Raw genomic sequence first — 24,681 nt, 5'->3', positions numbered from 1 at the left:
ACGCCTCGGAGCCGGTTCGGGTGCTACATCCAGACGTCGATCACGCCGGCTGCCATGCACGCGATCATGCCCGAGCGACGACCGGTTCAGAGCTGAGCCGCTCGTTCGGCCAGCGCGCCGGAGTAGCCGGCTCGATCAGCATCGCGCCGGGTCGGGAGGCGTGCCCGAGGCGATGGCCATCAGGCGCTCCGGCCGACGGTGGCATCGACGCGTTCAGCTCGGCGCCGCCGGTTCCACCGCTCCACCCAGAGGGTCGCGGTGCTGGCCAGGATGATCAGCACGACGTTGGTCACCAGCACGAGCAGGGCGCCCCACATGGGCTCGTCGCGACCGAGCGCGATCGCCGCACCGACGTAGGCAGCGGCGGGGATGGTGGTGACGGAGATGGCGACACCCACGGCGGCCCCAGCAGCTCGCTCGAACGCGACCATGCTGGCCATGCCGGCGGCGACCGCCACCAGGATGCTTCCGGGCCCGAGCTTGGTGAGTGAGGGTCCGAGGACCGTCTCGGCGAGGACGAGGTCTTCGGGGATGCGGTTGAAGACACGTAGGAGCGCCGTGGCAGCGCACGAGGCCATCGCACCGATGGCGAGCCCGAAGCACAGTGCTCGAATCGCCCGGGCCGCAAGTTGCCAACGTCGCTCGACGATGCCGATCGCGCTCGCCGAGATGGGCAGCAGGTCGGGGCTGAGGGCCATCGCGCCGACCACGAGGATCGACGATCCCGTCAGCACGCCGACTCCCGCCACCACGCCAGCGGCGATCATGAAGAGCACGTACGACACGAGGAGCTGGGAGTTGTCGTCCGCTCTGCTGACGACCTCCGCCCAGACCTGCGAGTCCGGGTCCGCCGTGGCGCGCCCGCGCCGCCAGCCGAGCGGGTGGATGCTGGGCACGCGCCAGAACGTGACGTCCCGCAACGGGAGCTCGAAGGCGCTGAGCGCATCGATCACGGCATCGGTGGCGTCGGGCTCGACCTGCGCGACGACGCTCACCAGGCCGTCCTCCGTGCTGGCGCCAGCGACGACGTGCGCCACACCAGGAGTCACCGCAAGGGCGTGACGCACGCCGTCGACGAGGTCGGGAGGGACGAAGACGCTGAGGTGGATCACGGGTGGACCCTCTCCTCCGACGGTTCGACCGGCTTGGGGCGAGGCTATTGGCGGGCCATGTGCGCCCGGAGCTCTGCCTCCGGATCGTGGATGAGGTCACCGCTCACGTCGACCGTCACCGTCTTGATGGTGCCCGTGAACCGGAAGGGGCTGGTGTACTCGAAGGTCACCGGCGAGCCGGTGTTCGCGCCGCAGGTCAAGCCGCCGGGGTTGAACATGAACGGTGTGGTGACCGGCGCCTCGGCGTTGCCGACGAGCACACCGTCGACGTAGAGCTGCATCCGGCCGGGTGCACCCCGCCCGTTCGGCATGTCGGGGGCTCCGGTGGGTTCGAACTCGAACCGCAGCTCGTGTGACCCGGTCGGGACCGCGTCGGCTGACGACACGGAGTACCACGCACGACCGACGTAGTTGTGGACGTAGTGGAGATGGCCGTCCTTCATGTAGAGCGAGTAGCCGCCGGCGGCGGTGCCCTGGCACAGCAGCACGCCTTGGGCACCGCCGTCGGGGATGTCGACGATCGCGGTGACGCTGTGCGGCCGGTTGAGCACCCGTGGGGCGGCGTTGAACGGCACAGATTGGGTGTTCGGGCGGTAGACGAAGCGGTCGCGGGGCAACGACACGGTGGGCTTCTCGCCGATGATGCGGGCCAGTCCGCTGCCGTCGACCGGCATCACGTCGTACTTGCCGGCCTCGACGTACCAGGTGGCGATCAGTGCGATCAGCTTGTCGCGATGCTCGGCGGCGAGGTTGCGGGTCTCGGCCGGGTCCTCGGCGATGTGGTAGAGCTCCCAGCCGGCGTGATCGAGCTCGGTCAGCTTGTCGGCCGAGATCGGTTCACCGAACCCCTTGCCGGCTTCGGTGAACGAGGGGCCGGGCCACGGGCACACGGCCCGCCAGCCGTCGTGGTAGATGGCGCGGTGGCCGAGCATCTCGAAGTACTGGGTTCGGTGAACCTCGGGTGCCGAGGCGTCCCGCAACACGCCGGCGAGGCTCACCCCGTGGAGTGATGACTGCGCGACGCCGCGGATGGTTGCCGGCGGGTCGGCATCGAGGAGGTCAAGGGCGGTCGGGACCATGTCGATGATGTGGGCGTACTGGTGACGCAGCTCTCCGCGGGCGCTCAGACCCGCCGGCCACGACACGATGAACGGGTCGGTCGAGCCACCCCGGTACGTCTCGCGCTTCCAGCGGCGGAACGGCGTGTTGCCCGCCCACGTCCAACCCCACGGGTAGTGGTTGAAGTGGTTCGGACCACCGATCTCGTCGATCGCAGCCAGGCTGTCCTCCACGGACTCCTGCGCGTTGTTGAAGAACTGGGCCTCGTTGGTCGTGCCCGTCGGGCCGCCTTCGGCGCTCGCACCGTTGTCCGAGACGACCATGACGACGGTGTTGTCGAGCTCGCCGACTTCCTCGAGGTAGTCGAGCAGACGGCCGAGGTGATGGTCGGTGTGGCTCAGGAACCCGGCGAACACCTCCATCATCCGGCTGTACAGCCGCCGCTCGTCGGCGGACAGCGCATCCCAGTCGGGCACGTCAGGGTCGTGGCGCGACAGCTCCGTGTCGGGTGGGAAGAACCCGAGCTCCTTCTGGCGGGCGAACACCTTCTCGCGGTACGCGTCCCAGCCGTCGTCGAACATGCCCGCGTACCGGTCGGCCCAGTCCCTGGGCACGTGGTGTGGCGCATGCGTGGCGCCGAAGCACAGGTGCAGGTAGAACGGCTTCTCGGGTGCAACCTGCTTGGCATCGGCGATGAACGAGATCGACTTGTCGACCAGGTCGGGGGTCAGGTGATACCCCTCCTCCGGCGTCCGATCGGGCTCGACCTGATGGTTGTCGTAGACCAGGTCCGGATACCACTGACTGGTGTCACCACCGAGGAAGCCGTAGAACCGCTCGAACCCACGGGCGAGCGGCCAACGGTCGTACGGGCCGGCAGCCGTCTCGGTCACGCTGGGCGACAGGTGCCACTTGCCCACCATGAACGTGTTGTAGCCCTGCGCCACGAGCATCTCGGAGATGAACCCGTTCTCGAACGGGATCACCCCGTTGTAGCCGGGGTACCCGGTGGCGAGCTCGGTGATGCAGGCCATGCCGTTGGCGTGGTGGTTGCGTCCGGTGACGATGCACGAACGGCTGGGGGAGCACAGCGCGGTGGTGTGCATGTTCGTGAAACGCACGCCGGACGCGGCCAACCGGTCGAAGTTCGGGGTCGAGATCGGGCTGCCGTAGCAGCCGAGGTGGCCGTAGCCCGTGTCGTCGAGGACCACGAACACCACGTTCGGACTCCCCGCCGGTGGACGTCGGGTCGCCGGCCATGCCGGGCTCGACTCGTCGGCGGTCCTGCCGATCGTTCCCGGGAACCGCGCACCGTGCTCGTACTCGATGATCGGCATGAGGTCCTCCCCCGGATCGACGTCGTCGTTGGCGCCGCGCGCTGTCGTACCACATGAGGTCGCGCTGAGTGGACGGTTCCGCCGGAGTGGTGAGGCCGTCAGATCACGCCGAGGCCGTCGAGCGCCTTGACCGTGAACCAGGTGCCGAAGACGAACCCGATCACGATCATGATCACCCGGTTGTGCCTGGTCAGCCACTCCGACGCCCGGTCGAGGAGCAGGTCCGCGCGGGAAGGCACGACGACGGCGATGCCGATGAGCACCAGGTTCACCGACACCGCCAGCACGACGAAGGCGAGGTAGGTGAGGATCGAGGCCGGACGACCCAGGTCGGCCTCACCGATGGCGCCGATCGCGCCGAGCGTGAAGACCCAGAACTTGGCGCCGATCACGAGGATCCCCGCACCGAGCAGGAACGCCTTCATCGGCGTCATCGAGGCCGTCGCCTGCAGCCACTTCGGCGGCGCGGCATCAGGGTCATCGCCGGCAAGGAGCTGTCGCACGGCGCTGACGAGGAACAGCACGGCAACGACGAGCAACAGCGTCGACACGATGGTGGAGCTGCTGTCGGCGCCGTCCGCCTCGGCGTCGGTCGACGACAGGATGAGTCCGAACACGACGCCCTGGACGAGACGGACGGCGGTCATGCCGGTGACCCACGCGATCGCGGTCGACTTCCCGGCCGCTGATCGCAACAGCAGGATCGTGACGATGATCTGGATCGGCACCAGTGCACTGCCGAGGATCAGCGGGACGAGGGCGCTCCACACGTCTGCCATCGCTCCATCCTTCCCGCGAGGCGCCTCCAGCGGGGCCGCGTCCGGTCTCAGCGGTGCATCGCGGCTTCTCCGGCGGGTTCACCACCTCTGCGGTGGTCGGACGGCCAGGGAACGGGCGGCGTCCACGCTCGAGAGCCGGACGCTCCCCGACGAGGACCCTGGAGTGGCATCCTCGACGCCGTGACCGTGAGCATGGCCGGGCTCGTCGACGCCGTCATCGAGGCGCCGGTCGTCACCAGCTTCACCCGGATCGGCTACGACCTCCGGTCCCGGCTCGGGCACTGGACGCCACTGTCGGGCTACGCGCTGCGCGACCGGGTGGTGCTGCTGACCGGCGCGACCTCGGGGTTGGGCCTGGCCGCGGCCGAGCTGCTCGCCCGCGACGGCGCCTCCGTGATCCTGCTCGGGCGCGATCCGGCCAAGACCGCCCGGGTGCGCGACCAGCTGGTCGAGCGCACCGGCAACGACCGGCTCACCACCGTGGTCGCCGACATGGGCGATCTCCGCGCGGTGCGCCGCGTGGCCGCCGAGATCCTGTCGAGGCACGCCGCCCTGCACGTGCTGATCCACAACGCCGGCGCGCTGAGCCCGCACCTCACGACCGCGCCCGATGGCACCGAGGCGACCGTGGCCAGCCAGGTCGTCGGCCCGTTCCTGCTCACCGGCCTCCTGCTGGCGCGGCTGCGGGCGTCGGCCCCGGCCCGGGTGATCACGGTGTCGTCGGGCGGCATGTACGCGACCGGGCTCACGGTCGACCACCTGGAGATGACCGACGACTACCGGGGGGCCGAGCAGTACGCCCGGGCCAAGCGGGCCCAGGTCACCCTCAACGAGCTCTGGGCCGAGCGGCTCGGCCACGGCGACGTCGTGTTCCACGCCATGCACCCCGGTTGGGCCGACACGCCGGGGGTCGAGGCGTCGCTGCCGACGTTCCGCCGCATCGTCGGCCCGCTGCTGCGGACACCGGCGCAGGGCGCCGACACGCTGGTGTGGCTGGCCGCCGACGACGGCGAGCCCCTGGCGACCAGCGGCCGCTTCTGGCTCGACCGCCGGCCACGGCCGATCCACAGGCTGCCGACGACCCGCCGCGCCGACACCCCGGAGCGGCGACAGCAGCTTTGGGCGTGGTGCGTCGAGCGCAGCGGCCTCGACCCGGGAGCGCCGGCTCGGTGACGAGGCGGACCGGGCCCGACCGGCCCGAGCGGTGGCTCGGCCTGCTCGGCGCCGATCCCCGACCGTGGATCCTGGCGTCGCCCGAGCCGGCGGCCCGCTGGATCGTGCAGACCCGGCTCCTCGCCGAGCCCGACCATCGCGCTGTGGCGGCGGCGCACGACGAGGTGCTGGCCGACCCGGGCACGACCCAGCTGATCGACCGGCTCCCCGACTGGGAGGCCGGTGGCGAGGTGTCGGGCCACCAGAGCCCCGCGTTCGCGCCCAACCTCCTCGGCCTCCTCGCCGACATGGGCGTGGGCGGCGGCGACGACCAACGGATCGAGCGGCTGCTCGACGCCATGGCTCGCCATCAGCTCGCCTCGGGGAGGTTCGCCTCGTTCGCCGAGAGCCGTGTCACGCCGGAGCCGGCCTGGAGCTCGCTCCTGTGCGACAACCACGCCATCGTCGAGGTCCTGCTGCGCTTCGGTCGTGGCGACGACCCTCGTGTGGCTCGTGCGGTGGGGGCGATGGCGGCCGACCTGGGCGACACCACCCAGGGCCGGGCCTGGCCCTGCGTGCCGGACCCGGTGACCAGGTTCCGCGGGCCTGGCGAGCCCGAACCGACGAGCAGCCGTACCTGTTCGGCCACGGCTACCGGTTCAAGGTCGTGAAGTGCCTGGTTGCGTACAACGTCTCGGCCGACGGCACGGTCACCCCCGGTTCGTGCTACCGGGGCTTCGAGGGCTACTCGTTCGGCCAGAAGAAGCGGCCGTCGCCCTTCGCCACGGCTCGGCTCTGCGCGGTCCTGCGCCGCTTCGACGACCTCGTCGACGACATCGCCGCCGTCGACGTGACGACGCTGGCCAGCTCCGAGGGCGGCACGGGCACACCCCGCCCACCCAGGCGCTGACGGCCGGCCGCCGCCGGTCGCTGCGTAGGGTGCACGGGCCATGGCCGCCATCACCGAGCACCTCCCCGCTCCCGGCGCCGACCCGGTCGAGGTGGTCGAGGCCTTCGCCCACTGGGCCCAGGCGACGGCGCGGCCCCTCTACCCGCACCAGGAGGAGGCGGCCCTGGCGCTGGCCGCCGGCGACCACGTGGTGCTGGCCACCCCCACCGGGTCGGGAAAGAGCCTGGCCGCGCTGATCGGCGTGGTGCTCGCCCGCAACCGCGGCGAGCGGGCGGTGTGGACCGCGCCGATCAAGGCGCTCGTCGCCGAGAAGTTCTTCGACCTCGTCGACCTGCTGGGGGCCGCAGAGGTCGGCCTGGCCACCGGCGACGCGGCCATCAACTCGGGCGCTCCGGTGCTGGTGTGCACCGCCGAGGTGTTCGCCAACGCCACGCTGGCCGAGGGCGACCGGCGCCCCGCCGAGGGCGGAGCGGGCTTCGCCTGCCTCGACGAGTTCCACTACTACGGCGACCACGACCGGGGCTGGGCCTGGCAGGTGCCGCTGCTCACCCTGCGGCACTGCCAGCTGCTGCTCATGTCGGCCACCCTCGGCGACATGACGGCGATCGCCCGGGACCTCGGGGCCCGCAGCGGACGACCGGTGAGCGAGATCACCTCGGTGCACCGCCCCACCCCCCTGCATCACGCCTGGCGGGCGACCCCCGTGGCCGAGAGCGTCACCGAGGCGATCCGCGAGGGCCTCGCCCCGGTCTACGTGGTCCACACCACCCAGGCGGCGGCGGTCGAACGGGCGCAGGCGCTCGTGAGCCTGCCGCTCACCACCCGCCCCCAGCGCGAGGCGATCGCCGCCGCGCTGGCCGACGTGCGGTTCGCTCCCGGCTTCGGCCAGACCCTCGCCCGCCTGCTCCGCAACGGCGTCGGCGTGCACCACGCCGGCATGCTGCCCCGCTACCGGCGGCTGGTGGAGCGCCTCGCCGGCGACGGGCTCCTGCCCGTGATCTGCGGCACCGACACCCTGGGCGTGGGGGTCAACATCCCGATCCGGGTGGTGCTGATGACCGCGCTCACCAAGTTCGACGGCCAGAAGGTCCGCGTGTTCAGCGCCCGCGAGTTCCACCAGCTGGCCGGCCGGGCCGGACGGCCCGGCTTCGATCCCGACGGGCACGTGTGGGCGCAGGCCCCCGACCACGTGATCGAGAACGAGCGGGCCCTCGCCCGCGCCGGCGACGACCCGAAGGCCCGCCGCAAGGTCAACCGGGCCCAGCCGCCGAGGGGCTTCGTGCACTACGACGCCGGCACCCTCGATCGCCTGGTGTCGAGCCGGCCCGAGCCGTTGGTGTCCCGGTTCCGCGTCACGCCCGACCTGGTCGCGACCGTGCTGGCCCGTCCCGACGGCCCTGCGGCCCTGAAAGAGCTGCTCCTCGGCAACCACGACCCCGTTCCCCGGCGCCGCCGGCACGTCCGACGGGCCATCGCCGTCTACCGCGCCCTCGAAGCGGCGGGGGTGGCCGAGCGGGTGCGCGACGCCAGCGGCCGCTGCACCGGCGTGCGCGTCGGTTCGCTGGTGGAGGGGAGCGACGAGCGCAGCACGCTGCGGTTCTCGTCACCGCTGGCGCCCTTCGCCATCGAGGTGGTGGCCGCGCTCGACGCCGAGGACCCCGCGTACCACCTCGACGTGGTGAGCGTGCTCGAGAGCGTGCTCGACGACCCCGTGCCGATCCTGCTCGCCCAGCAGCACGCTGCCAAGGGCGTGGAGGTGGCCCGCCTGAAGGCCGAGGGCATGCCCTACGAGGAGCGCATGGAGGTGCTCGACCAGATCACCTGGCCGCGACCGCTGGCCGACGTGATCGACGCCTGCTTCGCCGAGTACCGCGCCCACCACCCCTGGGTGGAGGAGGACCCGTCGCCGAAGGGCGTCGTGCGGGAGCTGCTCGAGACGGGCGAGAGCTTCGGGGGCATGGTGCACCGCCTGAGGATCGAGCGCAGCGAGGGCCTGCTGCTCCGCTACCTCACCGACGCCTGGCGGGCACTCGACCGGTCGCTGCCCGACGAGGCGTACACGCAGATGCTGGAGGACGTGATCGGCTGGCTCGACAGCCTGATCCGCTCCACCGACGCCAGCCTGCTCGAGGAGTGGGAGCGGCTGGCCGGCGGCCCGTGCACGAGCCCGCCGAGGCCCCGGCCGCCCCCGGCGTGTCGGGCCCGCCCCGGGCCTGGCGCACCGCGGTGCGCACCGCTGCGTTCGCCTGGGTGGAGCTGCTGGCCCGCCGGTCGTACGAGCCGCTGGCGGCGCGCACGGGCTGGCCGGCCGGCCTCCTCGCGCAGGCGATGTCGCCCTACTGGGCCGAGCACGAGTCGATGGGCACCGACGCCGACGCCCGGTCGACGGCGTTCTTCACGCTCACCGAGGAGCCGGGCCGCTGGTCTGTCCGCCAACGGCTGGCCGACCCCGCCGGCCACGGCGACTGGGCGTTCACCGCCGAGGTCGACCTCGCTCGCGCCCTCGACGAGGGGGTGCCCGCCCTGCACCTCGCCTCGCTCGGGCGCTTCGGCGAGGAGCGCACCCTGCCCTGAGCCGCCCCGGCGTGCGGAGCCATCTCCGTCGATCCGTGGGCAGGGCAGCCGCAGGCTCGGGAGGGCCCGGCGCTTCCCGGGCGCACGCGGCAGGTGGCATCCTCTGGACCGCACGCGGGTGTAGCTCAATGGCAGAGCACCAGCCTTCCAAGCTGGCTATGCGGGTTCGATTCCCGTCACCCGCTCTCACGAAACCGCAGGTCAGAAGGGGTGCGACTGCCCTCCGGTCGGGAACGACTCTCAGCCTGACGGGGTTCGTGCCCCGATCGTGCCCCGATCGCGTCCCCTTCGTCCCGCCGGCATAGCCGCAGCGGCCGCGAGGGCGACGACCTGGCCGCCTTCCTGACCGGCCTTTGCCTCCTCGCGGAGCAGGCCGTCGAGCCGCCCGGCGAGGGCCCGGTCCCGTTCGGCGGTGGCGTGCTGGTAGCGGAGCGCCGCACGGGGCGACGAGTGCCCGATGCGGGCCATGAGCTCGGCGGTCGTGGCTCCCGCCTGCGCCGCCCAGGTCGCCCCGGCGTGGCGCAGGTCGTGAAGGTGGAGGTCGGGCCGGCCGACCTGCCGTCGGGCCCGGTCCCACACCGGCGAGAAGTTGGCTCGCCGCGGCGTGGCGCCCTTCGCGCCGACGAACACGCGGCCGTCGGGGCCCGGCTCGGCGTAGCTGGCGAGGTGCGCCTCCAGCTCGGCGGCCAGCACCGCCGGCACTGCCACCGTCCGCACCCCGGCGTCCGACTTCGGTGCCTGCTCGACCAGCCGCCCGCCGACCTCCGCGACGGACCCTTCGACGCGGATGGTGCCGTGCAGGAGGTCGACGTGCCGGCGCCGCAGGTACACCAGCTCGCCCCAGCGGAGCGAGCAGAACGCAGCGGTGAGAACGAGCGCCCGCCACCGGCCGTCGACCGCGCCGGCGAGCGCCCACACTTCGGGCACCGTCGGGATGGGCCGCTCTGGTGACGCCTCGGCGCCGCCGCCGACGACCTTGCACGGGTTCCGGTAGATGAGCCCGTCGTCGACCGCGGTGGCGAGGACGGCCCGCAGGAGCCGATAGCACTTCGCCGGGACGGTCGCCCCGGGGAGCCCGGCGTGCCAGGCCCGCACCGCCTCGGGGGTGAGGTCGCCCAGGGCGACGCCCCCGAGCGCGGGGGCGACGTGGAGCCGCAGGAGGTCGCGGTAGAGGGCGGCGGTCGTGGCCCGCAGCGGTTCGCCCTTGCGGTTGCGGCGCGTGTCGACCCAGCGGGCCGCGTAGTCGTCGAGGAGCACCCGGCCGCCGGCCGGGTCGACCCACGCGCCCCGGCGGCGGTCGGTCGCCTGGTCGTCGAGCCAGTTGAGGGCCGCCTCCCGGGTGGCGAACGTGTGCGGGGCTGTCTGCCGCTGCCCGAACGCGTCGCGGTAGCGGGCCTGCCAGACGCCCGACGGGAGCCGCCGCAGCGACCCGGCGCCACGGGGCAGGGGCCGGCGACGCGGGCTCACCGTGCGCCTCCGAGGCCCGCCCGGCGCCGCTCTGTGGGCGGGAGGAGCCCGAGCCGCCGGCACCGGGCAACCCTCTTCGCGGCGACGTTGCGGCCGACGCCCAGCGCCTCCGCGACGGCCCTGGTGGGCGCCGGGTCGCCCGACCGCCAGGCCTGCCGGTACACGGCGGCGGCCCGGGTCAGCTCGTCGCCCTCGGGCACGTCGAGGCGGTCGGCGGCCGTGGTGAGGGCGCGCCGCTGGGCGGCGGGCCGCTTCTCCGACTTCGCCTCCTTGCGGGCCGACTCGACGAGGAACCGCCGGGTGGCCCGCACGAGCGCCGCCGTCGGGAGGCTCCGCACGACCGTCGCGGTGATGGGGGCCAGCCTGCCTCGGGGCGCTGCGGGCCGCACGGCGCCGCCGTCGACCTCGCGGAACGACCGCACGTCGAGGCCGACGGGCTCGACGCGGCCGTCGACCTCGGCGTAGTGGACCGTGACCGCCCACGGCCCGGCGAACGGGTCGGGCCAGAGGCTCGTCCCCTTCCCTGCCAAGACTTGACGCTTCTGTGCCATGCCGAGGACGGTACGCCTACCGGCAAAGGCTCGTCAACCGTCGGGGCTATGCCACGCCCGACAGAACTAGGCGTAGGCATAGCCTTGACTGGGCTACGCCGGGCCGTGGACACTCGCCGGCATGACCACGAGCACCGAGCACGCCCGAGCCCTGGCCGACGTGCGCCACGCCACCACCTCCGGCCAGGCCCGCGCCATCCGCCTCGCCGCCCGTCTCAGTCTCTCCGAGGTCGGCGCCGCCTGCGGGGTCGACACCAGCACCGTCCACCGCTGGGAGCACGCCCAGCGCCTCCCCCGCGGCGACGCCGCCCTCCGCTACCTCGCCCTCCTCCGCCAGCTCGACCAGGCCGCCGCGTGACGCCCCGCCAGCTCGTCACCATCCCGCAGGCCGTCGAGGCCCGCCCGTGGCTCACCGAGCGGTACCTCCGCCGGCTCGTGGCCGAGCGCCGCCTCCCCTACCACAAGGTCGCCGGTCGGCTCCTGTTCGACCTGGCCGACCTCGACGCCCACGCCGAGGAGCACCGCGTCGAGCCCGCCCCACGCGGACGCCTACGCCTCGCCCGCCCCGCCTGAGCCCTTCGCCCGACAAGCGAACGCCCCGGGGCCGCTACTCCCCGGGGCGCCACGAGAAAGGAACCGACAGCATGAGTGCCGACACCAGCGTAACCCGCGTGGCCGGCCGCGGCGCCGCTCCCGCCCCGGTGGTGTCTCGTGACACCATCCCGGTCGGCCTCGTCGACCTCGACCCCGGCCAACCACGCTCCCACGTCGATGAGCACGACCTGGCCGAGCTGGCCGCGTCGATGGACGCCACCGGCCTCGCCCAGCCCATCCTCGTACGGCCGACCGGCGGCCGGTTCGTGGTCGTCGCCGGTGAGCGCCGGCTGCGCGCCGCCCGCTCCCTCGGCTGGCAGGCCATCCCCGCCGTCGTGCGCGACGTGCCCGCCGACGACGTGCCCTACATGCAGCTCGTCGAGAACCTGCAACGGCAGGGGCTCACCGCCACCGAGGAGGCCCGCGCCTACCGCCGGGCGCTCGACGCAGGCATGTCGCAGGCCGACCTCGCCCGGCGCATCGGCAAGGACCGCTCCTACGTGGCGCAGAAGCTGCGGCTGCTCGACCTGCCCGCCACGGTGCTGCACCTCGTCGCCCGCCGGCACCTCACCGAAGGCCACGCCCGCCAGCTCCTCCGCATCCGCAGCCTGTACGGCGACGCGACCGAGCCGTACAAGGCGCCGACCCTCGACCAGCTCGACGAGGACAACGTGTGGGCCTACGCGTTCATGCTGTGGGCCCGCCCGTGCGACGCCCCGAAGGGCTACGCCCCGACGATGAGCATGATGGCCGGGCCCGACGCTGGGCACCTGACCGGCGCGGTGCGCTCCCAGGCCGCCGCGTGGGCCGGCCGGGCCGAGGTGCCGACCTGGGAGGTGCTGGCGTCGGCGTGGGCACTCATCGCCGCCGCCTGCGAGATGCCGGTCAAGCTGCTCGACCAGGCCATCGACGAGTGGTTCGACATGCTCGGCGCCGCCCTGTATTGGACGCGGGGGTCCACTGTGGCCGAGCGGCCCCAGGCCGCCGCACCCAGCCCCGGCGGCTGGCAGGCACGCCGCGCCGCCAGCCGCGGCCAGCTCCGCACCGACATGGGCGACGGCTTCATGTCCGACCTGCGCCACGCCCGCATCCCCACCAGCATGACGTTCGGGGAGTGGCGCTCGCTGACCGGCCGGGCGGCCCGCCTGGAGGACGCCTGCGAGGTCGTCGCGCTTCTCCCCTCGACGTTTCAGCCTTGGGGGTGGCGCGACGGAGACGCCGGCGAGCTGCTGCTGGCGCTGGACCCTGACGCATGACCGCCGACCTGGCAGACGCCTGCGCTCGCGCCGAAGGGCTCGCGTCGGTCCTGGCCCGGGCCGCGCTCGGTGACAGCCTGTTCGACCTGGGCGACGAAGCCCTGGCGCTCGCTCTGGCCCGAGCCGCTGACCGGCTCGCCGTCGACCTCGCCCGCCACGTCGAGCCGGCGGCCAGCCCGTGACCGCCGACGCAGAGCGGGCCGCCGTCGCCCGCATCGCCTACGCCTTCGGCACGCCCGCCTCGCCGGTCATCGTCACCGAAACGTGCACCGAGCCGACAGCGGGCGACGTCATCGCTCTGGCCGCCGACCTCGCCCGCGCCGACGGTCGGCGGATGGTCGGCCGGCCCGACGTCGCCGCCGCCAAGCGCGTCCTCGGCGCCGACAGGGTGAAGGTGACCGGGTGAGCGCCACCGCCGTGAGCGCCGCCGAACGGGCCGTAGCCGACGTGCTCGTCTGGTCGCCCAGCCCGCCCGTCCTCGACGTCGAGCTCGACCCGGCCGACTACACCGACCCGACGGCCCGCGCCGTGGTCGACGCCTGGCGGGCCGGCCCTCCCGACGGCTGGCAGGCGTGGCACGACCAGCTCGCCGCCCGAGGCGTGCCAGACGGGCTCGTCGCCCTCATGGGCCCATGCGACGCCCCGTGGCACCACGTCGGCTCAGCCGCCGCGCTCGTCGCCCGCGACGCCGCCCGGCGCCGCGTCACCGCGCTGCTGGTGCGCTCGCTCTACTCGCTGCGGGCCGGCGTCGACCCGGCCCTCGTCCTCGACGAGCTGGGAGTGCCCGCGTGACCACCTGGGACGAACGCCAGTACGAGCGCGAGTACGCCGCCTGGGAGCCCTACGACGACGTGCCCCCGCCGGGCGACAACGGCGACCGCTACGACGACACCGCCCCCGCCACGTCGTGGGCCGCCGTCGACCTCACCGACGCCCTCGACGGCGGAGACCTCCCCGGCCCCGCCGTGCTCGCCCGCAGCGACGGCACCAACCTGCTCTACCGCGGCCGCGTCCACTGGTTCATGGGCGAATCCGAGTCGTGCAAGTCGTGGGCCGCGATGGCCGGCGCCGCCCAGGTCGTCGCCGCCGGCGGCCGGGTCCTGTGGGTCGACTTCGAGGACGACGAACGCGGGGTCGTCGCCCGCCTCTACGCCCTCGGCCTCACCCGAGAGCAGATAGCCGCCCACTTCGTGTACGTCCGACCCGACGAACCGCTCGCTGACCGGCACGGCCTGCCCACCGGCGCCGCCGTCGACCTCGCCGGCCACCTCGCCCAGCCGTGGGACCTCGTCGTCATCGACGGCGTCACCGAGGCGATGGTCACCGAAGGGCTCGACCTGATGTCGAACGCCGACGTGGCCCGCTGGATGCGGGCCCTACCCCGCCGGTTCGCCGAGCAGGGCGCCGCCGTCGTCTGCATCGACCACGTCACCAAGAGCGCCGACACCCGCGGCCGCTACGCCATCGGCGGCCAGCACAAGCTCGCCGGCATCTCAGGCGCAGCGTTCAGGTTCGACACCGTCCGACCGTTCGCCCGTCCCGTCGGCTCCGACCCCAGCACCGGCACCGTCACCGTCCACGTCACCAAGGACCGTCCCGGCCACGTACGAGGCGCCGCGGTCGACGGGGTCGCCGCCGTGCTCGACCTCACCGGCTGGCCCGACGGGGCAGTCACCGTCGCCGTCGACCCGCCCGGCGAGGTCACCGCCGACATGGCCGTCGTCGCCAAGGTCCTCGACTACCTCTCCGCCTACGACGGGTCGTCGAAGAACGCGATCGAGAAGGGGCTGGGCGGCAACGCCAACGCCGTCCGCACCGCGCTGCGGTGGATGGTCGACCGCCTGTGGCTCACCGTCGAGAAGGTCGGACAGGGCCACTACCACTACCTCACCGACCTTGGCCGGGCCGAGCTGTGAACCGACCTCGTCCACCTCGTCCGCACCTCGTCCCAACCTCGTCCAGACGAAGTGACAGCCGTCACCTCGCCCCTCGTCCACCCTCGTCTATAGGACGAGGTGGACAGAGGGCGCGTGGCGCGGAGAGAAGAAGAAGCAACCTCGTCCACCTCACCTCGTCCACCCCCGGCACGAAGGAGCAACCATGATCCCCGCCCGACGTGGCGCGGCCGTCCTGTTCGCCCACGAGCGGGCCGGCAAGAAGACCTACACCACCGTCCCGATCACCGCCTGGAACGACGACGCCGAACCGCTCATCGCCGGCCGTCACGGTCTCATCCACCCCGACCACCACGACGGCGCCTGCGTCGGCTGGGAGGTGGTCTCAGCCGGCGAGCACTGGACGGCGTTCCCCGCCCCTCCCGGCTGGAAGGTCGACGTCACCTACACCGACGACGAACCGACCTACACCTACGACGTCATCGCCTTCGAGCACGACTGCGACGACGACGGGATGAGCGCCGTGATCGCGGTCGCACCGGAGGACGCCGGCGGCCCGGTCATCCGACTGCCCGGCCGGGAGTGCAAGACGTGGCGCCTGCACCGGGACCCCACCCCGTGACCGCCCCCGCCCACCGGGTTCCGCCCCCCTGCTCGGCCGCCGGCTGCACCCGGCCCGGCACGCTCCGCCTGGTCGTCGGCGCCACCACAGTCGCCCGCTTCTGCCACCTGCACGCCGTGGCCGGCACCCGCCACGCCGTCGCCGAGCTCGACCGCCTCGACCGGCTGCACCACGACGCGGTGTCACGAGACACCAGCCACGACCGGGAGGACGAACGTGCCCAGAAGTGACGGCACCCACCGACGACGCACCCGAGGCACCCGACGCCGAGCACGACGCCAGGCCCTCGACCGCGTAGCCAACCCGCGCCCGCGCCGCCGACCCGACCGCGACGACACCGACCGCGACGACCGACCGGCGGCCCGGCCGTGACCGGCCGAGGGGGGGGAGGGGTAGGCGTGCTACCGGCACTCCGCGCCCTCCAGACCGATGAGGCCTGCCTCTCGGGGTGTGCGCATTGCCACATGAGGCCGCTGTGACGGCGGCTAAGCCGCCCGAGGGGCTCGGCAAGGCGGGTACGGCGATGTGGCGGGCGGTGACGGGCTCGTTCAGCCTGGAGGCCCATGAGCGGCTGCTATTGGCGACGGCGTGCCGACAGGCCGACCTGTGCGCCCAGCTCGAGCTGGTGCTCGAGGCCGACGGGCTGGTGGTGGCGGGGGCGTCCGGTCAGGCCCGCCTGAACGGCGCGGTGGCGGAGCTGCGCCAGTGCCGGCTGGCGCTCGGCAAGCTGCTCGCTGAGCTGAGGCTGCCGGGTGAGGATGGCCGGCAGTTGTCGCCGGCGCAGCTGCGGGGCCGGGCTGCGGCTGAGGCCAGGTGGGGCCGGACGCCGGCGAGGGGCGGGCGCCGTGGCGGTTAGGTCGGTGCCGGCGTCGAAGCGGTACACGCCGAAGGCCGCGTCCACCGTGGTGGACGTGCGGGCCGAGGTCGAGCGGCTGGTGGCGCTGGCGCGGCTGGCGCAGGCCGATGAAAGCGCCTTAGTCAGCGACGTGCCGTTCGACACCGACGCTGTGGGCGCCACCGAGGCGTGGTGGTGCGCCCGCACCGAGGCTGACGGCACCTGCGGGGACGGCCCGATGGGTTCGCCGAACAGGTGGCGTCGGGCGTGCGCCATGCGCATCACCGGCCGCCACGCCGACAACTTCCGGCACCTGTGGCCGGACGAGGAGACAGGAGCATCACCATGAGCAACGAGAGCATCGACAGGGCGATCAGGGCGGCCGGGTTGCGCCGGTCCCGGGTCGAGGGCGCACCGCCTGCCGACCCACCGCCGCCCGTGGCGAAGCCCGGCCCGCTGCTCGGCTCCGGCCCGCTGCCCGTCCAGCCGGTTGTCGTCGACTGGCACGCGCTGGCGGATGGCCTGCTGCGCGATGTGGTGGCGGGCCGGCGCCGTGGCGAGCGGTGGCCGTGACCTACCCGACGACCTGGCGCCACCAATGGTGGCGCCACCCCCGAGCACGAAGGAGAACAGCGACATGACCGAGAGCAACGTGTTGAGCATCGCTGACCGTGAGGCGCAGAACGCCCGGGCGCTGGCCCGCCAGATCGCGCAGGGCTCGGGCCTCGACCGGGTGTCCGTCCTCGGCTCACCGAGTGGGAGCGACGCCGTGGACGAGGCGTCGGCCCGGTGGCTGGCGCTGACCGAGCGGCGGGCGGTGGCCCGCCGCCGGCTCCGCGAGCTGGACAGCGCGCAGGCCCGCCGGGCTGCGTCGAAGGCCGACGCCGTGACGCGTGGGACCGCCATCGCTGAGGGCGCCGAGAAGCTGCCGAAGGCCACCCGGGCCGCCGATCTCCAGGCCGAGGTCGTCGCGCTGCGTGACGTCGAGCTGCCGGCGCTGTCGGAGGCGGTCGAGCAGGCTGCCACGGCCCTCACCCTCGCCTGCCGGGAGCACCGCCCGGTGCTGGTCGAGGCGGCCCGCCAGCGGCTCGACACGGTGGAGGGCCGCTGGTCGGCGCTGGCCGACGAGCTGACCGTGCTGGCCGACGAGCTGGCCGCCGCCCGCCGCCAGTCGGCGTGGGCAGCATCCGGCCCTGAGGGCCGGTACGGCACGCCGACCCCGACGAGCCAGGTGCACGGCGTCGCCTGGCGCGTCCCGCAGCTCGTCGACGCGTTGCGGGCCGTGCTGGTCCGGCCGAACGTGGCGCCCCTGCACTACAGGTCGGGCGACCTGGCGCCGGGGCCGCTCGACGCCGCCTGACAGGTCGTGGGGCGGGCGCTTGGGCATTGGCGCCGCCTGCTCCGGCCCGGCCCGCCGTGGAGTCGTCACCGCGGCGGGCCGGCGCCCCACAAGGTGGCCTGGGACCGGGGGCGAGTGCGACCGCCCTCGGGCCCGGGCCACCGTCCACTACGTAGCGTCAGCGCGAGTGCCACAATGGCGCTCGGTGCTGTCGCCCGACGACCTGCCCTGGGGGAGCGACCCGGCGGTGATGCTGGCCGAGCTGCTCGACCACCGGCCCGACTGGCACCGCGACGCCGCGTGCAAGGAGCACCCCGAGGTCGACTTCTTCGCCGGCACCTACGCCGCTCTCGACGCCGCCGTCGACGTGTGCGGCCGGTGCCTCGTCCGCTCGGAGTGCCGGGAGGCGGGCATGGACGAGCCGGCCGGAGTGTGGGGCGGGCTGACACCGGAGGAGCGCAGGCGGCTGCGGGCCGAACGTGCCGCCGACGCCGCAGCAGAGGCGGGCCGGTTCACGGCCGCCAGCGTCATCGCTCTGCGGGCCGAAGGGCTGACGTGGGCGGCGGTCGGTGCCGCCGTGGGCATCTCCCGTCAGCGTGCCCACCAGCTCGGCGCAGCGGCCGCCAGGATGGCGCAGGCGGCGCCCGGCGAGGCCGATGGGCCGACGGGGCCGACCGCGGCCAGAGCGGCGCAGACGGCAGCACAGGCACCACCGGCGGCCGCCTAGCACGTCTATGCCACCCGCAGGCATAGAGGCGTCAGAACGGGCCGTGCCCCGGTCGTGCCCCGAACGTGCCCCGAACAGGGGTCAAAGGGGGTCGATACGGGACAGGGATGGTGCGTATCTCCGCCCTTCTGACCTGGCCCGATGCGGGAATGGGCAGGTCAGGGCTATGCCTCCGTCGAGCCTTCCAAGCTGGCTATGCGGGTTCGATTCCCGTCACCCGCTCCAGCGCGTCGGCCCACGCCGCTACCCGTATGTCGTGGCCGTCACCGCTGACCGCTCCCTTCCATCCGCTCCCTCGGGCCGCCGCATCCACTGGACATCGTGCTGGTCGACGATCCACCCGACCAACGCTCGTGCGCATGCCAGGAGGCGGGTCATCGGCAGCGCCACGAGGACGCCACGACCGGACGACACGGGGCGAGCTCGAGACCGCGACGGTACCGTGCCAGTGTCACGGGGTGGCCCGGGCGACATCGGGGAGGTGCGGCAGGTGATCGAGGCACGCGGCCTCACCAAGCGGTTCGGCGCCACGGTGGCGGTGGACGACCTCTCGTTCGAGGTGCAGCCCGGCGTCGTCACCGGCTTCCTGGGCCCGAACGGCTCCGGCAAGAGCACCACGATGCGGCTGCTGCTCGGCCTCGACCACGCCGACGCCGGGACGGGCACGTTCGGCGGGCGTCCGTACCGCTCGCTCACGAACCCGCTGCGCGAGGTCGGGGGTCTCCTCGACGCCTCGTACGCGCACCCCGGCCGCAGCGCCCGGAACCACCTGCGCTGGCTGGCCACGGTCGCCCGGCTGCCCACGGCGCGCGTCGACGAGGTGCTCGGCATGGTCGGCCTCGCCGAGGTGGCCGATCGCAAGGTCGGTGGGTACTCGCTCGGCATGCGCCAGCGGCTCGGCCTGGCCGGCGCCCTGCTCGGCGACCCGGCCACCCTCCTGCTCGACGAGCCGGCCAACGGCCTCGACCCCGAGGGCATCCGCTGGATCCGCACGTTCCTCGAGCGCCTCGCCGCGCAGGGTCGCACGGTGTTCGTGTCGAGCCACCTGCTCGCCGAGATGTCGCTGATGGCCGACTCGCTCATCGTGATCGGCCGGGGCCGGCTCATCCACAGCGGCGACGTCGCCGGCTTCGTCGGCCGCTTCACGCCGTCCTCCGTGCGGGTGCAGTCGCCGGGCGCGGCCGCCCTCGCCCAGGCGCTGCGCGCGGCCGGCGCCGTCGTCGACGAGCACGGCTCGACGCTGCACGTCACCGGCCTCGATGCCCCGGCAGTCGGGGCGATCGCCCGGCGCGACGGCGTCGAGCTCCACGAGCTCACCACGGTGACGGCCTCGCTGGAGGACGCCTTCATCGAGGTCACGAGGGGCGACCAGGAGTTCCGGGGGGCCTCGCCGTGACCACGCTGATCCGGTCCGAGTGGCTGAAGCTGCGAACGGTCGCCGGCAACCTCGTGCTGCTGCTCCTCGCCGTGGCCCTGCCTGTCGGCTTCAGCGTCCTCATCCCGCTGATCATCATCAAGGATCGGATCGACCCCACGCCCGAGACCGTCTTCGGCCTCGCGCTGGCCGGTCTGGGCATCGCCCAGGCCCTCGTCGGCGTCGTCGGCGTGCAGCTGATCACGCAGGAGTTCCGCTTCACCCTCCGTCCCACGTTCTCGGCCGAGCCCCGGCGGCCACGGGTGATGGCGGCCAAGGCCGTCACGATCACCGGCCTCGGGCTCGCCATTGGGGCCATCGCGGTCGTCGTGGGCCTGCTGATCGGCGGGTCGCTCCTGAGGGCCCGCGACTTCCCCTTCGAGTACGGCGGCCCCGGCTTCTGGCGGGCGGTCGTCGGCTCGGTCGCCGTCACCGCGCTCTACGGGCTCGTCGGCCTCGGGCTGGGGGCCATCCTGCGCAGCCCGGCAGCCGCCATCACGATCTTCGTCGTGTGGGTGCTCCTGGTGGAGAGCATCGTCTACGCGCTCGTGCCGACGGTCGGGCAGTTCGCCCCGTTCCAGGCGGGCGCGCAGCTGTCCTCGATCGACCCGGTCGACCCCGGCCTCGGGCCCCTCTGGGGCGGCCTGCTGTTCGCCGGCTCCGCGCTCGCGCTCGTGGCCGCGGGCACGGCGCTCGTCACCAGGCGCGACGCCTGACGCAGCCTTCCGGCATCCAGGGTCACGCTCGTCCCGGGGCCTTCGGGTTCCGAACGACCGTGCGGCCGGTACGGTGGAGTGTGGGTCTGTATCGCCATCACGTCCTGCCGCGGCTCGTCGAGCTCGCCTGCGGCACGCCCGAGCTGCGCCGCTTCCGGGCCGAGGCGCTCGCCGGGCTACGGGGCCGCGTGGTCGAGATCGGCTTCGGCTCCGGGCTGAACGTCCCCGTCTACCCGGACGAGGTCGAGCTGGTCTACGCGGTGGAGCCGGCGCTCACGGCCCGCAAGCTGGCCGCCGAGCGCGTGGCGGCCTCGCCGATCCCTGTCGAGCACGTGGGGCTCGACGGCCAGTCGATCCCTCTCGACGACCACTCGTGCGACGCCGCCCTGTCCACCTTCACGCTGTGCACGATCCCCGACGTGCAGCGGGCCCTCGCCGAGGTCCGCCGAGTGCTGCGCCCCGGTGGCACGCTCCACTTCCTCGAGCACGGCCTCTCCCCGGAGCCCGGCGTGGCCGCGTGGCAGCGGCGCATCGAGCCGCTGCAGAAGCGCCTGGCCGACGGCTGCCACCTCACCCGAGCGCCGGCGGCGCTGGTCGAGCAGGCCGGCTTCGAGCTCGTCTCGGTGCAGGAGCGGTACGCCTCGGGCCCCAAGCCGTGGAGCTGGATGACCCTGGGCGTGGCCACCTCTCCCGCCTGACGATCCGCACCTCCGGAACGCCCCTTCCCCCTGGCCCGTCGCGGGCGCACGATGAGGGCAGACAGCACGCGACGAGGGGGGTGCGGCCATGCGAGAGGTGACGGGGGCGGGCACGATCGAGCTCGGCGACCACGAGCACCTGCTGGAGCCCGTCCTGGCACGGGCCCGCCGGAACCCGGGACGGCCGATGCTCGCCTACCGGTCGGGCGACCGGTTCGCCGAGGTGTCCACCGCGGAGGTGGTGGGGCGCGCCCGCGCCCTGGCGCGCGGGCTGCTCGGCGTCGGCGTGCGGCCCGGGGACCGGGTGGCCCTGATGAGCCACACCCGCTACGAGTGGGTGCTGGTCGACTACGGCATCCTCGCCGCAGGGGCGGTCACGGTGCCGATCTACGAGACGTCGTCGGCCGAGCAGATCGAGTGGATCCTGGCTGACTCCGGCGCCGTGGCCCTGGTCGTGGAGACGCCGGAGATGCGGGCGCTCCACGAGAAGGTGGCCGCGGGCACGCCCGACTGCCGGGAGGTGTTCGTGATGGACGACGGCGGGCTCGACCTGCTGGCCGATCGTGGCGCCGGCCTGCCGGACGCAGCCATCGACGAGCGGATCGCCGCCATCCGAATCGACGACCCGGCGACGATCGTCTACACGTCGGGCACCACCGGCCGGCCGAAGGGGTGTCTGCTCACGCACCGGAACCTGCGCAGCAACGCCCGCCAGACGCTGGACGCGGTGGCCGACATGGTGGTCGACGACGACCGCGGCATCCTCTTCCTGCCCCTCGCCCACTCCCTCACCAAGGTCAACTTCCTCGTCGGTGCCGAGCGGGGGCTCGTGACGGCGTTCGCCACCGACCTGGCGCACCTCCCCGAGGAGCTGCCGCTGGCCCAGCCCACGCTCTTCACGGGCGTGCCCCGGGTGTTCGAGAAGGTCTTCAACGGGGCGCAGCACAAGGCCCACCACGAGGGCAAGGGGCGGATCTTCGACCTCGCCGCCAGCGTGGCCAGCCGCTGGTCGTCCCAGGCGGCCTCGGGGCGGGTGCGCCCCCCGACCCAGCTGGCGCACGGCGTCTTCGACCGGCTCGTCTACCGGCGGATCCGCGACGCCTTCGGCGGCGGCATGCGCTTCGCCTTCTCCGGCGGTGGGCCCTTGGGCGAGCGGCTCACGCACTTCTACAACGGCGTGGGCGTGAAGGTGCTCGAGGGCTACGGCCTCACCGAGACCAGCCCCACGCTCACCGTGAACACGGCCCGGGCCTGGAAGCCCGGAACCGTCGGGCGCCCCGTCGCGGGGACCACGATCCGGATCGCCGACGACGGCGAGGTGCTGGCCAAGGGACCACAGGTGTTCCCCGGCTACTGGAACAACGCCGACGCCACCGCCGAGGTGTTCACCGACGACGGCTGGTTCTGCACGGGCGACGTGGGCGAGATCGACGGCGACGGCTTCCTGCGCATCACGGGCCGCAAGAAGGACCTCATCGTGACGGCTGCCGGCAAGAACGTCGCCCCGGCGCCGCTCGAGGACCGCATCCGGGCCCACCCGCTGGTGAGCCAGGCGCTGGTGGTCGGCGAGGGCCGCCCCTACATCGCCGCCCTCGTCACCCTCGACGCCGATGCCGTGGCCGACTGGGCCACGGCGCACGGGCACCCCGGCACCACGACGGCCGACCTGCTCGACGACGCCGCCCTCCATGCCGAGATCCAGCGGGCCATCGAGGACGCCAACGCGTCCGTCTCCCACGCCGAGGCGGTCAAGCGCTTCACCGTGCTGCCACGGGACCTGCTCCTCGAGGCCGACGAGCTCACGCCGACGCTGAAGGTGCGCCGGGCGCGGGTGATCGCCGCCCACGCCGAGGAGATCGAGCGCCTCTACGCCTGACGGGCAGGGGCCGGCTGACCAGCCAGCCCACGGCCACCAGGACGCCTGCGGCGAGCGGGCTGACGCGCGTGGTGAACACGGCCCGGCCGGCCGGGGTGAGCACGTCGTCGAACCCGCTCCACGCCAGGCCGGCCAGCCCCCGAACGGCCAGCAGCACCGCGACCACCAGCAGCCACACCGGCGGGGGCGCCGCCGCCGGCTCCCTCCCGCTGCGCCGCTCGACCGGCGAGGCGACGGCCACCAGGGCCGCGAGCACCAGGGCAGAGCACCCGATCCACAGCGCCTTGGTGACCCACCAACCGGGGGTGCCGGCCTCCTCGAGGGGCACGCCCAGGCCGACCAGCCCCGCCGAGGCGGCGACGAAGGCGGTGAGGTGCCAGAGGAACAGCGTGAGCACCACCAGGTTCACCGCGATCGTGGCGCCCCAGACCATCGGCCGCCGGAGCCAGCGCTGCAGGCCGGGCCGCACCAGCAGCAGGACGCTGCACTGGAGCACCGTCAGGACCAGCACGCACACCGTCGGCGGGCTCATGTTCGACACCGCGTCCCCCGGCAGCCCCACCATGCTCACCGGGTACGGGCCGAGCGCCGTCAGCACCAGCAGGACGCCGCCGGACGCCACGGCACCGGCGGCGGCACGCCGACCGCTCACCCGGTCGGCCATGCCGTCGGCGTCGTGGAACCCCAGCTCCTGGGCGAACAGGAAGACGGCCACGTAGTTGGCGAGGGCGAGCCACGCTGCGGTGTCCGAGAACCGGCAGACGTCGAGACCGACCACGACGGCCGGGAGGGCGACCAGGGCCAGCCAGGGGTGGCGACGGTGCACCGCCAGCTGGCCCGGGGCCAGCGCCACCACGACGAGGTACACGGCCAGGAACCACAGGGGCTGCGCCGCGACCTTGGCCGCCTCGGCCACGGTGCGGTCCGGGATCGCCGTGGCGCCCAGGATCGCGGCCAGCCCGAGCCACACCGCGACGAAGAGCAGCGTCGGTCGCAGCAGTCGATCGATCCTGCGCACCAGGTAGGAGCGGACCGTGGTGCGCGCACCGGCGAGCGAGCGGGCGTTGGAGAACCCACCGACCACGAAGAAGACCGGCATCACCTGGAACCCCCACGTCGCCGGCTGCAGCCATCGCATGGCCACCAGCGCGTTCTCGCCGACCAGGTCCCCGTCCTGGCCCTGGCGGACGACCGTGGCGATCAGCCAGTGGCCCAGCACCACCACGACGATGCTGGCGGCACGGAGGAAGTCGACCAGGCGGTCGCGGCTGACGGGTGTGGCCTCGACCAGGCGCGCCAACGAGGGCCGGTCAGGGCCGTCCACGCCGCACCTCCTCGTCGCCGGCGGGCCCTGTCAACCGGCGGTCGGCGGATACTCCTCGCCCAATGGCTCCGGCGGCAGCGGCTCGAGGATGTCGCCGCCCCGGTGGCGCTCGGACAGGTCGTCGACCTCGCAGGTGACCCCGTCGAGCTCGGACCACTCGTCGACGACCAGCGCGGCCTCCTCCTCGGTCTCGCACAGCTCGCGGTGGACCAGGTCTCCCCGGCGGAACACGCGCACCTCGACGGTCGGGGACCCGTCCCGCTCGGACATCGTGTCGGTCATCGTCTGTGTCGCCTCCCCCTCCACCTTGCGCCCCCGATCCCGGGGCGGCAAGGCCCCCCGGGCCGGTGGCCGTTCTCCGCCGAGCCGACCACCCTGGAGGTGGCGAAACCGCCAGAGAACGGGTGCGAGAGGACTTCCGCCTCTCGACAACGGCGGCCCTCG

General features: G+C 73.5%; 27 protein-coding genes, 1 tRNA gene and 2 pseudogenes. 23 read left to right on the top strand and 7 right to left on the bottom strand.

The window, feature by feature from the left end; translation table 11 throughout:
• Positions 1-179: 179 nt before the first annotated feature.
• The 3 genes from IPM45_15705 to IPM45_15695 all read right to left on the bottom strand — a co-directional run bounded on the left by IPM45_15705 (position 180) and on the right by IPM45_15695 (position 4,287).
• Entirely contained in the window at positions 180-1,112 is a 933-nt protein-coding gene (locus IPM45_15705; protein MBK9180977.1) for a DUF389 domain-containing protein, read from the bottom strand.
• Between the two features lie 44 nt (positions 1,113-1,156).
• Positions 1,157-3,508, bottom strand: a complete 2,352-nt coding sequence (locus IPM45_15700) for an arylsulfatase (protein MBK9180976.1) — start codon at positions 3,506-3,508, stop codon at positions 1,157-1,159.
• A 98-nt stretch (positions 3,509-3,606) separates the two neighbouring features.
• Positions 3,607-4,287, bottom strand: coding sequence for a GAP family protein (locus IPM45_15695; protein ID MBK9180975.1), 681 nt, complete (start codon positions 4,285-4,287; stop codon positions 3,607-3,609).
• A 180-nt stretch (positions 4,288-4,467) separates the two neighbouring features.
• Here IPM45_15695 and IPM45_15690 point away from each other — a divergent pair, with 180 nt between their 5' ends.
• The 5 genes and pseudogenes from IPM45_15690 to IPM45_15670 all read left to right on the top strand — a co-directional run bounded on the left by IPM45_15690 (position 4,468) and on the right by IPM45_15670 (position 9,108).
• A complete protein-coding gene (locus IPM45_15690; GenBank protein ID MBK9180974.1) occupies positions 4,468-5,460 on the top strand; it encodes an SDR family NAD(P)-dependent oxidoreductase in 993 nt (330 codons plus the stop codon).
• Positions 5,457-6,110 carry a hypothetical protein gene (locus tag IPM45_15685; protein MBK9180973.1) on the top strand — a complete coding sequence of 218 codons (654 nt, stop codon included), beginning with the start codon at positions 5,457-5,459 and terminating at the stop codon, positions 6,108-6,110. The genes IPM45_15690 and IPM45_15685 overlap by 4 nt, the downstream gene beginning before the upstream one ends.
• Positions 6,107-6,349 (top strand): hypothetical protein, encoded by a 243-nt coding sequence (locus tag IPM45_15680; protein MBK9180972.1) that lies wholly within the window; start codon positions 6,107-6,109, stop codon positions 6,347-6,349. Before IPM45_15685 ends, IPM45_15680 begins: the two co-directional genes overlap by 4 nt.
• Before the next feature lie 40 nt (positions 6,350-6,389).
• Positions 6,390-8,923, top strand: a pseudogene (locus IPM45_15675) (DUF3516 domain-containing protein).
• A gap of 114 nt (positions 8,924-9,037) precedes the next feature.
• A tRNA-Gly gene (locus IPM45_15670) sits at positions 9,038-9,108 on the top strand.
• Positions 9,109-9,163: 55 nt separating this feature from the next.
• On the opposite strand, the gene IPM45_15665 is transcribed toward IPM45_15670, so the two are convergent.
• Complete coding sequence (locus IPM45_15665; protein ID MBK9180971.1) at positions 9,164-10,369, bottom strand: site-specific integrase; 1,206 nt, start codon at positions 10,367-10,369, stop codon at positions 9,164-9,166.
• Between the two features lie 17 nt (positions 10,370-10,386).
• Positions 10,387-10,941, bottom strand: coding sequence for a hypothetical protein (locus tag IPM45_15660; GenBank protein ID MBK9180970.1), 555 nt, complete (start codon positions 10,939-10,941; stop codon positions 10,387-10,389).
• 121 nt (positions 10,942-11,062) lie between these two features.
• Here IPM45_15660 and IPM45_15655 point away from each other — a divergent pair, with 121 nt between their 5' ends.
• From IPM45_15655 to IPM45_15570, 18 genes and pseudogenes are all read left to right on the top strand, one after another.
• Positions 11,063-11,299 (top strand): helix-turn-helix transcriptional regulator, encoded by a 237-nt coding sequence (locus IPM45_15655; protein MBK9180969.1) that lies wholly within the window; start codon positions 11,063-11,065, stop codon positions 11,297-11,299.
• Entirely contained in the window at positions 11,296-11,514 is a 219-nt protein-coding gene (locus tag IPM45_15650) for a DNA-binding protein (protein ID MBK9180968.1), read from the top strand. Before IPM45_15655 ends, IPM45_15650 begins: the two co-directional genes overlap by 4 nt.
• A gap of 98 nt (positions 11,515-11,612) precedes the next feature.
• The gene (locus IPM45_15645) at positions 11,613-12,791 is read left to right on the top strand and encodes a ParB/RepB/Spo0J family partition protein (GenBank protein MBK9180967.1); all 1,179 of its coding nucleotides are present in this window, start codon (positions 11,613-11,615) and stop codon (positions 12,789-12,791) included.
• Entirely contained in the window at positions 12,788-12,973 is a 186-nt protein-coding gene (locus tag IPM45_15640; GenBank protein ID MBK9180966.1) for a hypothetical protein, read from the top strand. The genes IPM45_15645 and IPM45_15640 overlap by 4 nt, the downstream gene beginning before the upstream one ends.
• The gene (locus IPM45_15635; GenBank protein MBK9180965.1) at positions 12,970-13,197 is read left to right on the top strand and encodes a hypothetical protein; all 228 of its coding nucleotides are present in this window, start codon (positions 12,970-12,972) and stop codon (positions 13,195-13,197) included. The genes IPM45_15640 and IPM45_15635 overlap by 4 nt, the downstream gene beginning before the upstream one ends.
• A complete protein-coding gene (locus IPM45_15630; protein ID MBK9180964.1) occupies positions 13,194-13,583 on the top strand; it encodes a hypothetical protein in 390 nt (129 codons plus the stop codon). Before IPM45_15635 ends, IPM45_15630 begins: the two co-directional genes overlap by 4 nt.
• Positions 13,580-14,707: an AAA family ATPase gene (locus IPM45_15625; GenBank protein ID MBK9180963.1), complete on the top strand. Its 1,128-nt coding sequence runs from the start codon at positions 13,580-13,582 to the stop codon at positions 14,705-14,707. The genes IPM45_15630 and IPM45_15625 overlap by 4 nt, the downstream gene beginning before the upstream one ends.
• Before the next feature lie 184 nt (positions 14,708-14,891).
• On the top strand, positions 14,892-15,308 hold the full coding sequence (locus tag IPM45_15620) for a hypothetical protein (protein MBK9180962.1): 417 nt from the start codon (positions 14,892-14,894) through the stop codon (positions 15,306-15,308).
• Positions 15,305-15,538 carry a hypothetical protein gene (locus IPM45_15615; protein ID MBK9180961.1) on the top strand — a complete coding sequence of 78 codons (234 nt, stop codon included), beginning with the start codon at positions 15,305-15,307 and terminating at the stop codon, positions 15,536-15,538. The genes IPM45_15620 and IPM45_15615 overlap by 4 nt, the downstream gene beginning before the upstream one ends.
• Before the next feature lie 245 nt (positions 15,539-15,783).
• On the top strand, positions 15,784-16,164 hold the full coding sequence (locus IPM45_15610) for a hypothetical protein (protein ID MBK9180960.1): 381 nt from the start codon (positions 15,784-15,786) through the stop codon (positions 16,162-16,164).
• Complete coding sequence (locus IPM45_15605; GenBank protein ID MBK9180959.1) at positions 16,154-16,492, top strand: hypothetical protein; 339 nt, start codon at positions 16,154-16,156, stop codon at positions 16,490-16,492. The genes IPM45_15610 and IPM45_15605 overlap by 11 nt, the downstream gene beginning before the upstream one ends.
• A complete protein-coding gene (locus IPM45_15600; GenBank protein MBK9180958.1) occupies positions 16,489-16,716 on the top strand; it encodes a hypothetical protein in 228 nt (75 codons plus the stop codon). Before IPM45_15605 ends, IPM45_15600 begins: the two co-directional genes overlap by 4 nt.
• 64 nt (positions 16,717-16,780) lie before the next feature.
• The gene (locus tag IPM45_15595; GenBank protein MBK9180957.1) at positions 16,781-17,503 is read left to right on the top strand and encodes a hypothetical protein; all 723 of its coding nucleotides are present in this window, start codon (positions 16,781-16,783) and stop codon (positions 17,501-17,503) included.
• A gap of 229 nt (positions 17,504-17,732) precedes the next feature.
• A pseudogene (locus tag IPM45_15590) lies at positions 17,733-17,930 on the top strand (WhiB family transcriptional regulator).
• A 769-nt stretch (positions 17,931-18,699) separates the two neighbouring features.
• Positions 18,700-19,605, top strand: a complete 906-nt coding sequence (locus tag IPM45_15585) for an ATP-binding cassette domain-containing protein (protein ID MBK9180956.1) — start codon at positions 18,700-18,702, stop codon at positions 19,603-19,605.
• Positions 19,602-20,339 carry a hypothetical protein gene (locus IPM45_15580; GenBank protein ID MBK9180955.1) on the top strand — a complete coding sequence of 246 codons (738 nt, stop codon included), beginning with the start codon at positions 19,602-19,604 and terminating at the stop codon, positions 20,337-20,339. Before IPM45_15585 ends, IPM45_15580 begins: the two co-directional genes overlap by 4 nt.
• Positions 20,340-20,419: 80 nt before the next feature.
• The gene (locus IPM45_15575) at positions 20,420-21,037 is read left to right on the top strand and encodes a class I SAM-dependent methyltransferase (protein MBK9180954.1); all 618 of its coding nucleotides are present in this window, start codon (positions 20,420-20,422) and stop codon (positions 21,035-21,037) included.
• Positions 21,038-21,125: 88 nt separating this feature from the next.
• Positions 21,126-22,913, top strand: coding sequence for a long-chain fatty acid--CoA ligase (locus IPM45_15570; protein MBK9180953.1), 1,788 nt, complete (start codon positions 21,126-21,128; stop codon positions 22,911-22,913).
• Here IPM45_15570 and IPM45_15565 read toward each other — a convergent pair.
• Entirely contained in the window at positions 22,837-24,237 is a 1,401-nt protein-coding gene (locus IPM45_15565; protein ID MBK9180952.1) for an acyltransferase, read from the bottom strand. The two genes, IPM45_15570 and IPM45_15565, sit on opposite strands and share 77 nt — an antisense overlap.
• Before the next feature lie 30 nt (positions 24,238-24,267).
• Positions 24,268-24,519 carry a hypothetical protein gene (locus IPM45_15560; GenBank protein MBK9180951.1) on the bottom strand — a complete coding sequence of 84 codons (252 nt, stop codon included), beginning with the start codon at positions 24,517-24,519 and terminating at the stop codon, positions 24,268-24,270.
• Positions 24,520-24,681: the final 162 nt, after the last annotated feature.

This window comes from Acidimicrobiales bacterium, from assembly GCA_016716005.1.
Taxonomy (GTDB): domain Bacteria; phylum Actinomycetota; class Acidimicrobiia; order Acidimicrobiales; family JADJXE01; genus JADJXE01.
This window is presented reverse-complemented; position numbering and strand designations above follow the sequence as displayed.

Coding starts and splice junctions, on each gene's coding strand:
- IPM45_15700 (MBK9180976.1), bottom strand. CDS start 3,508: ATGCCGATCATCGAGTACGAGCACGGTGCGCGGTTCCCGGGAACGATC.
- IPM45_15695 (MBK9180975.1), bottom strand. CDS start 4,287: ATGGCAGACGTGTGGAGCGCCCTCGTCCCGCTGATCCTCGGCAGTGCA.
- IPM45_15660 (MBK9180970.1), bottom strand. CDS start 10,941: ATGGCACAGAAGCGTCAAGTCTTGGCAGGGAAGGGGACGAGCCTCTGG.
- IPM45_15655 (MBK9180969.1), top strand. CDS start 11,063: ATGACCACGAGCACCGAGCACGCCCGAGCCCTGGCCGACGTGCGCCAC.
- IPM45_15640 (MBK9180966.1), top strand. CDS start 12,788: ATGACCGCCGACCTGGCAGACGCCTGCGCTCGCGCCGAAGGGCTCGCG.
- IPM45_15620 (MBK9180962.1), top strand. CDS start 14,892: ATGATCCCCGCCCGACGTGGCGCGGCCGTCCTGTTCGCCCACGAGCGG.
- IPM45_15600 (MBK9180958.1), top strand. CDS start 16,489: ATGAGCAACGAGAGCATCGACAGGGCGATCAGGGCGGCCGGGTTGCGC.
- IPM45_15595 (MBK9180957.1), top strand. CDS start 16,781: ATGACCGAGAGCAACGTGTTGAGCATCGCTGACCGTGAGGCGCAGAAC.
- IPM45_15570 (MBK9180953.1), top strand. CDS start 21,126: ATGCGAGAGGTGACGGGGGCGGGCACGATCGAGCTCGGCGACCACGAG.
- IPM45_15560 (MBK9180951.1), bottom strand. CDS start 24,519: ATGACCGACACGATGTCCGAGCGGGACGGGTCCCCGACCGTCGAGGTG.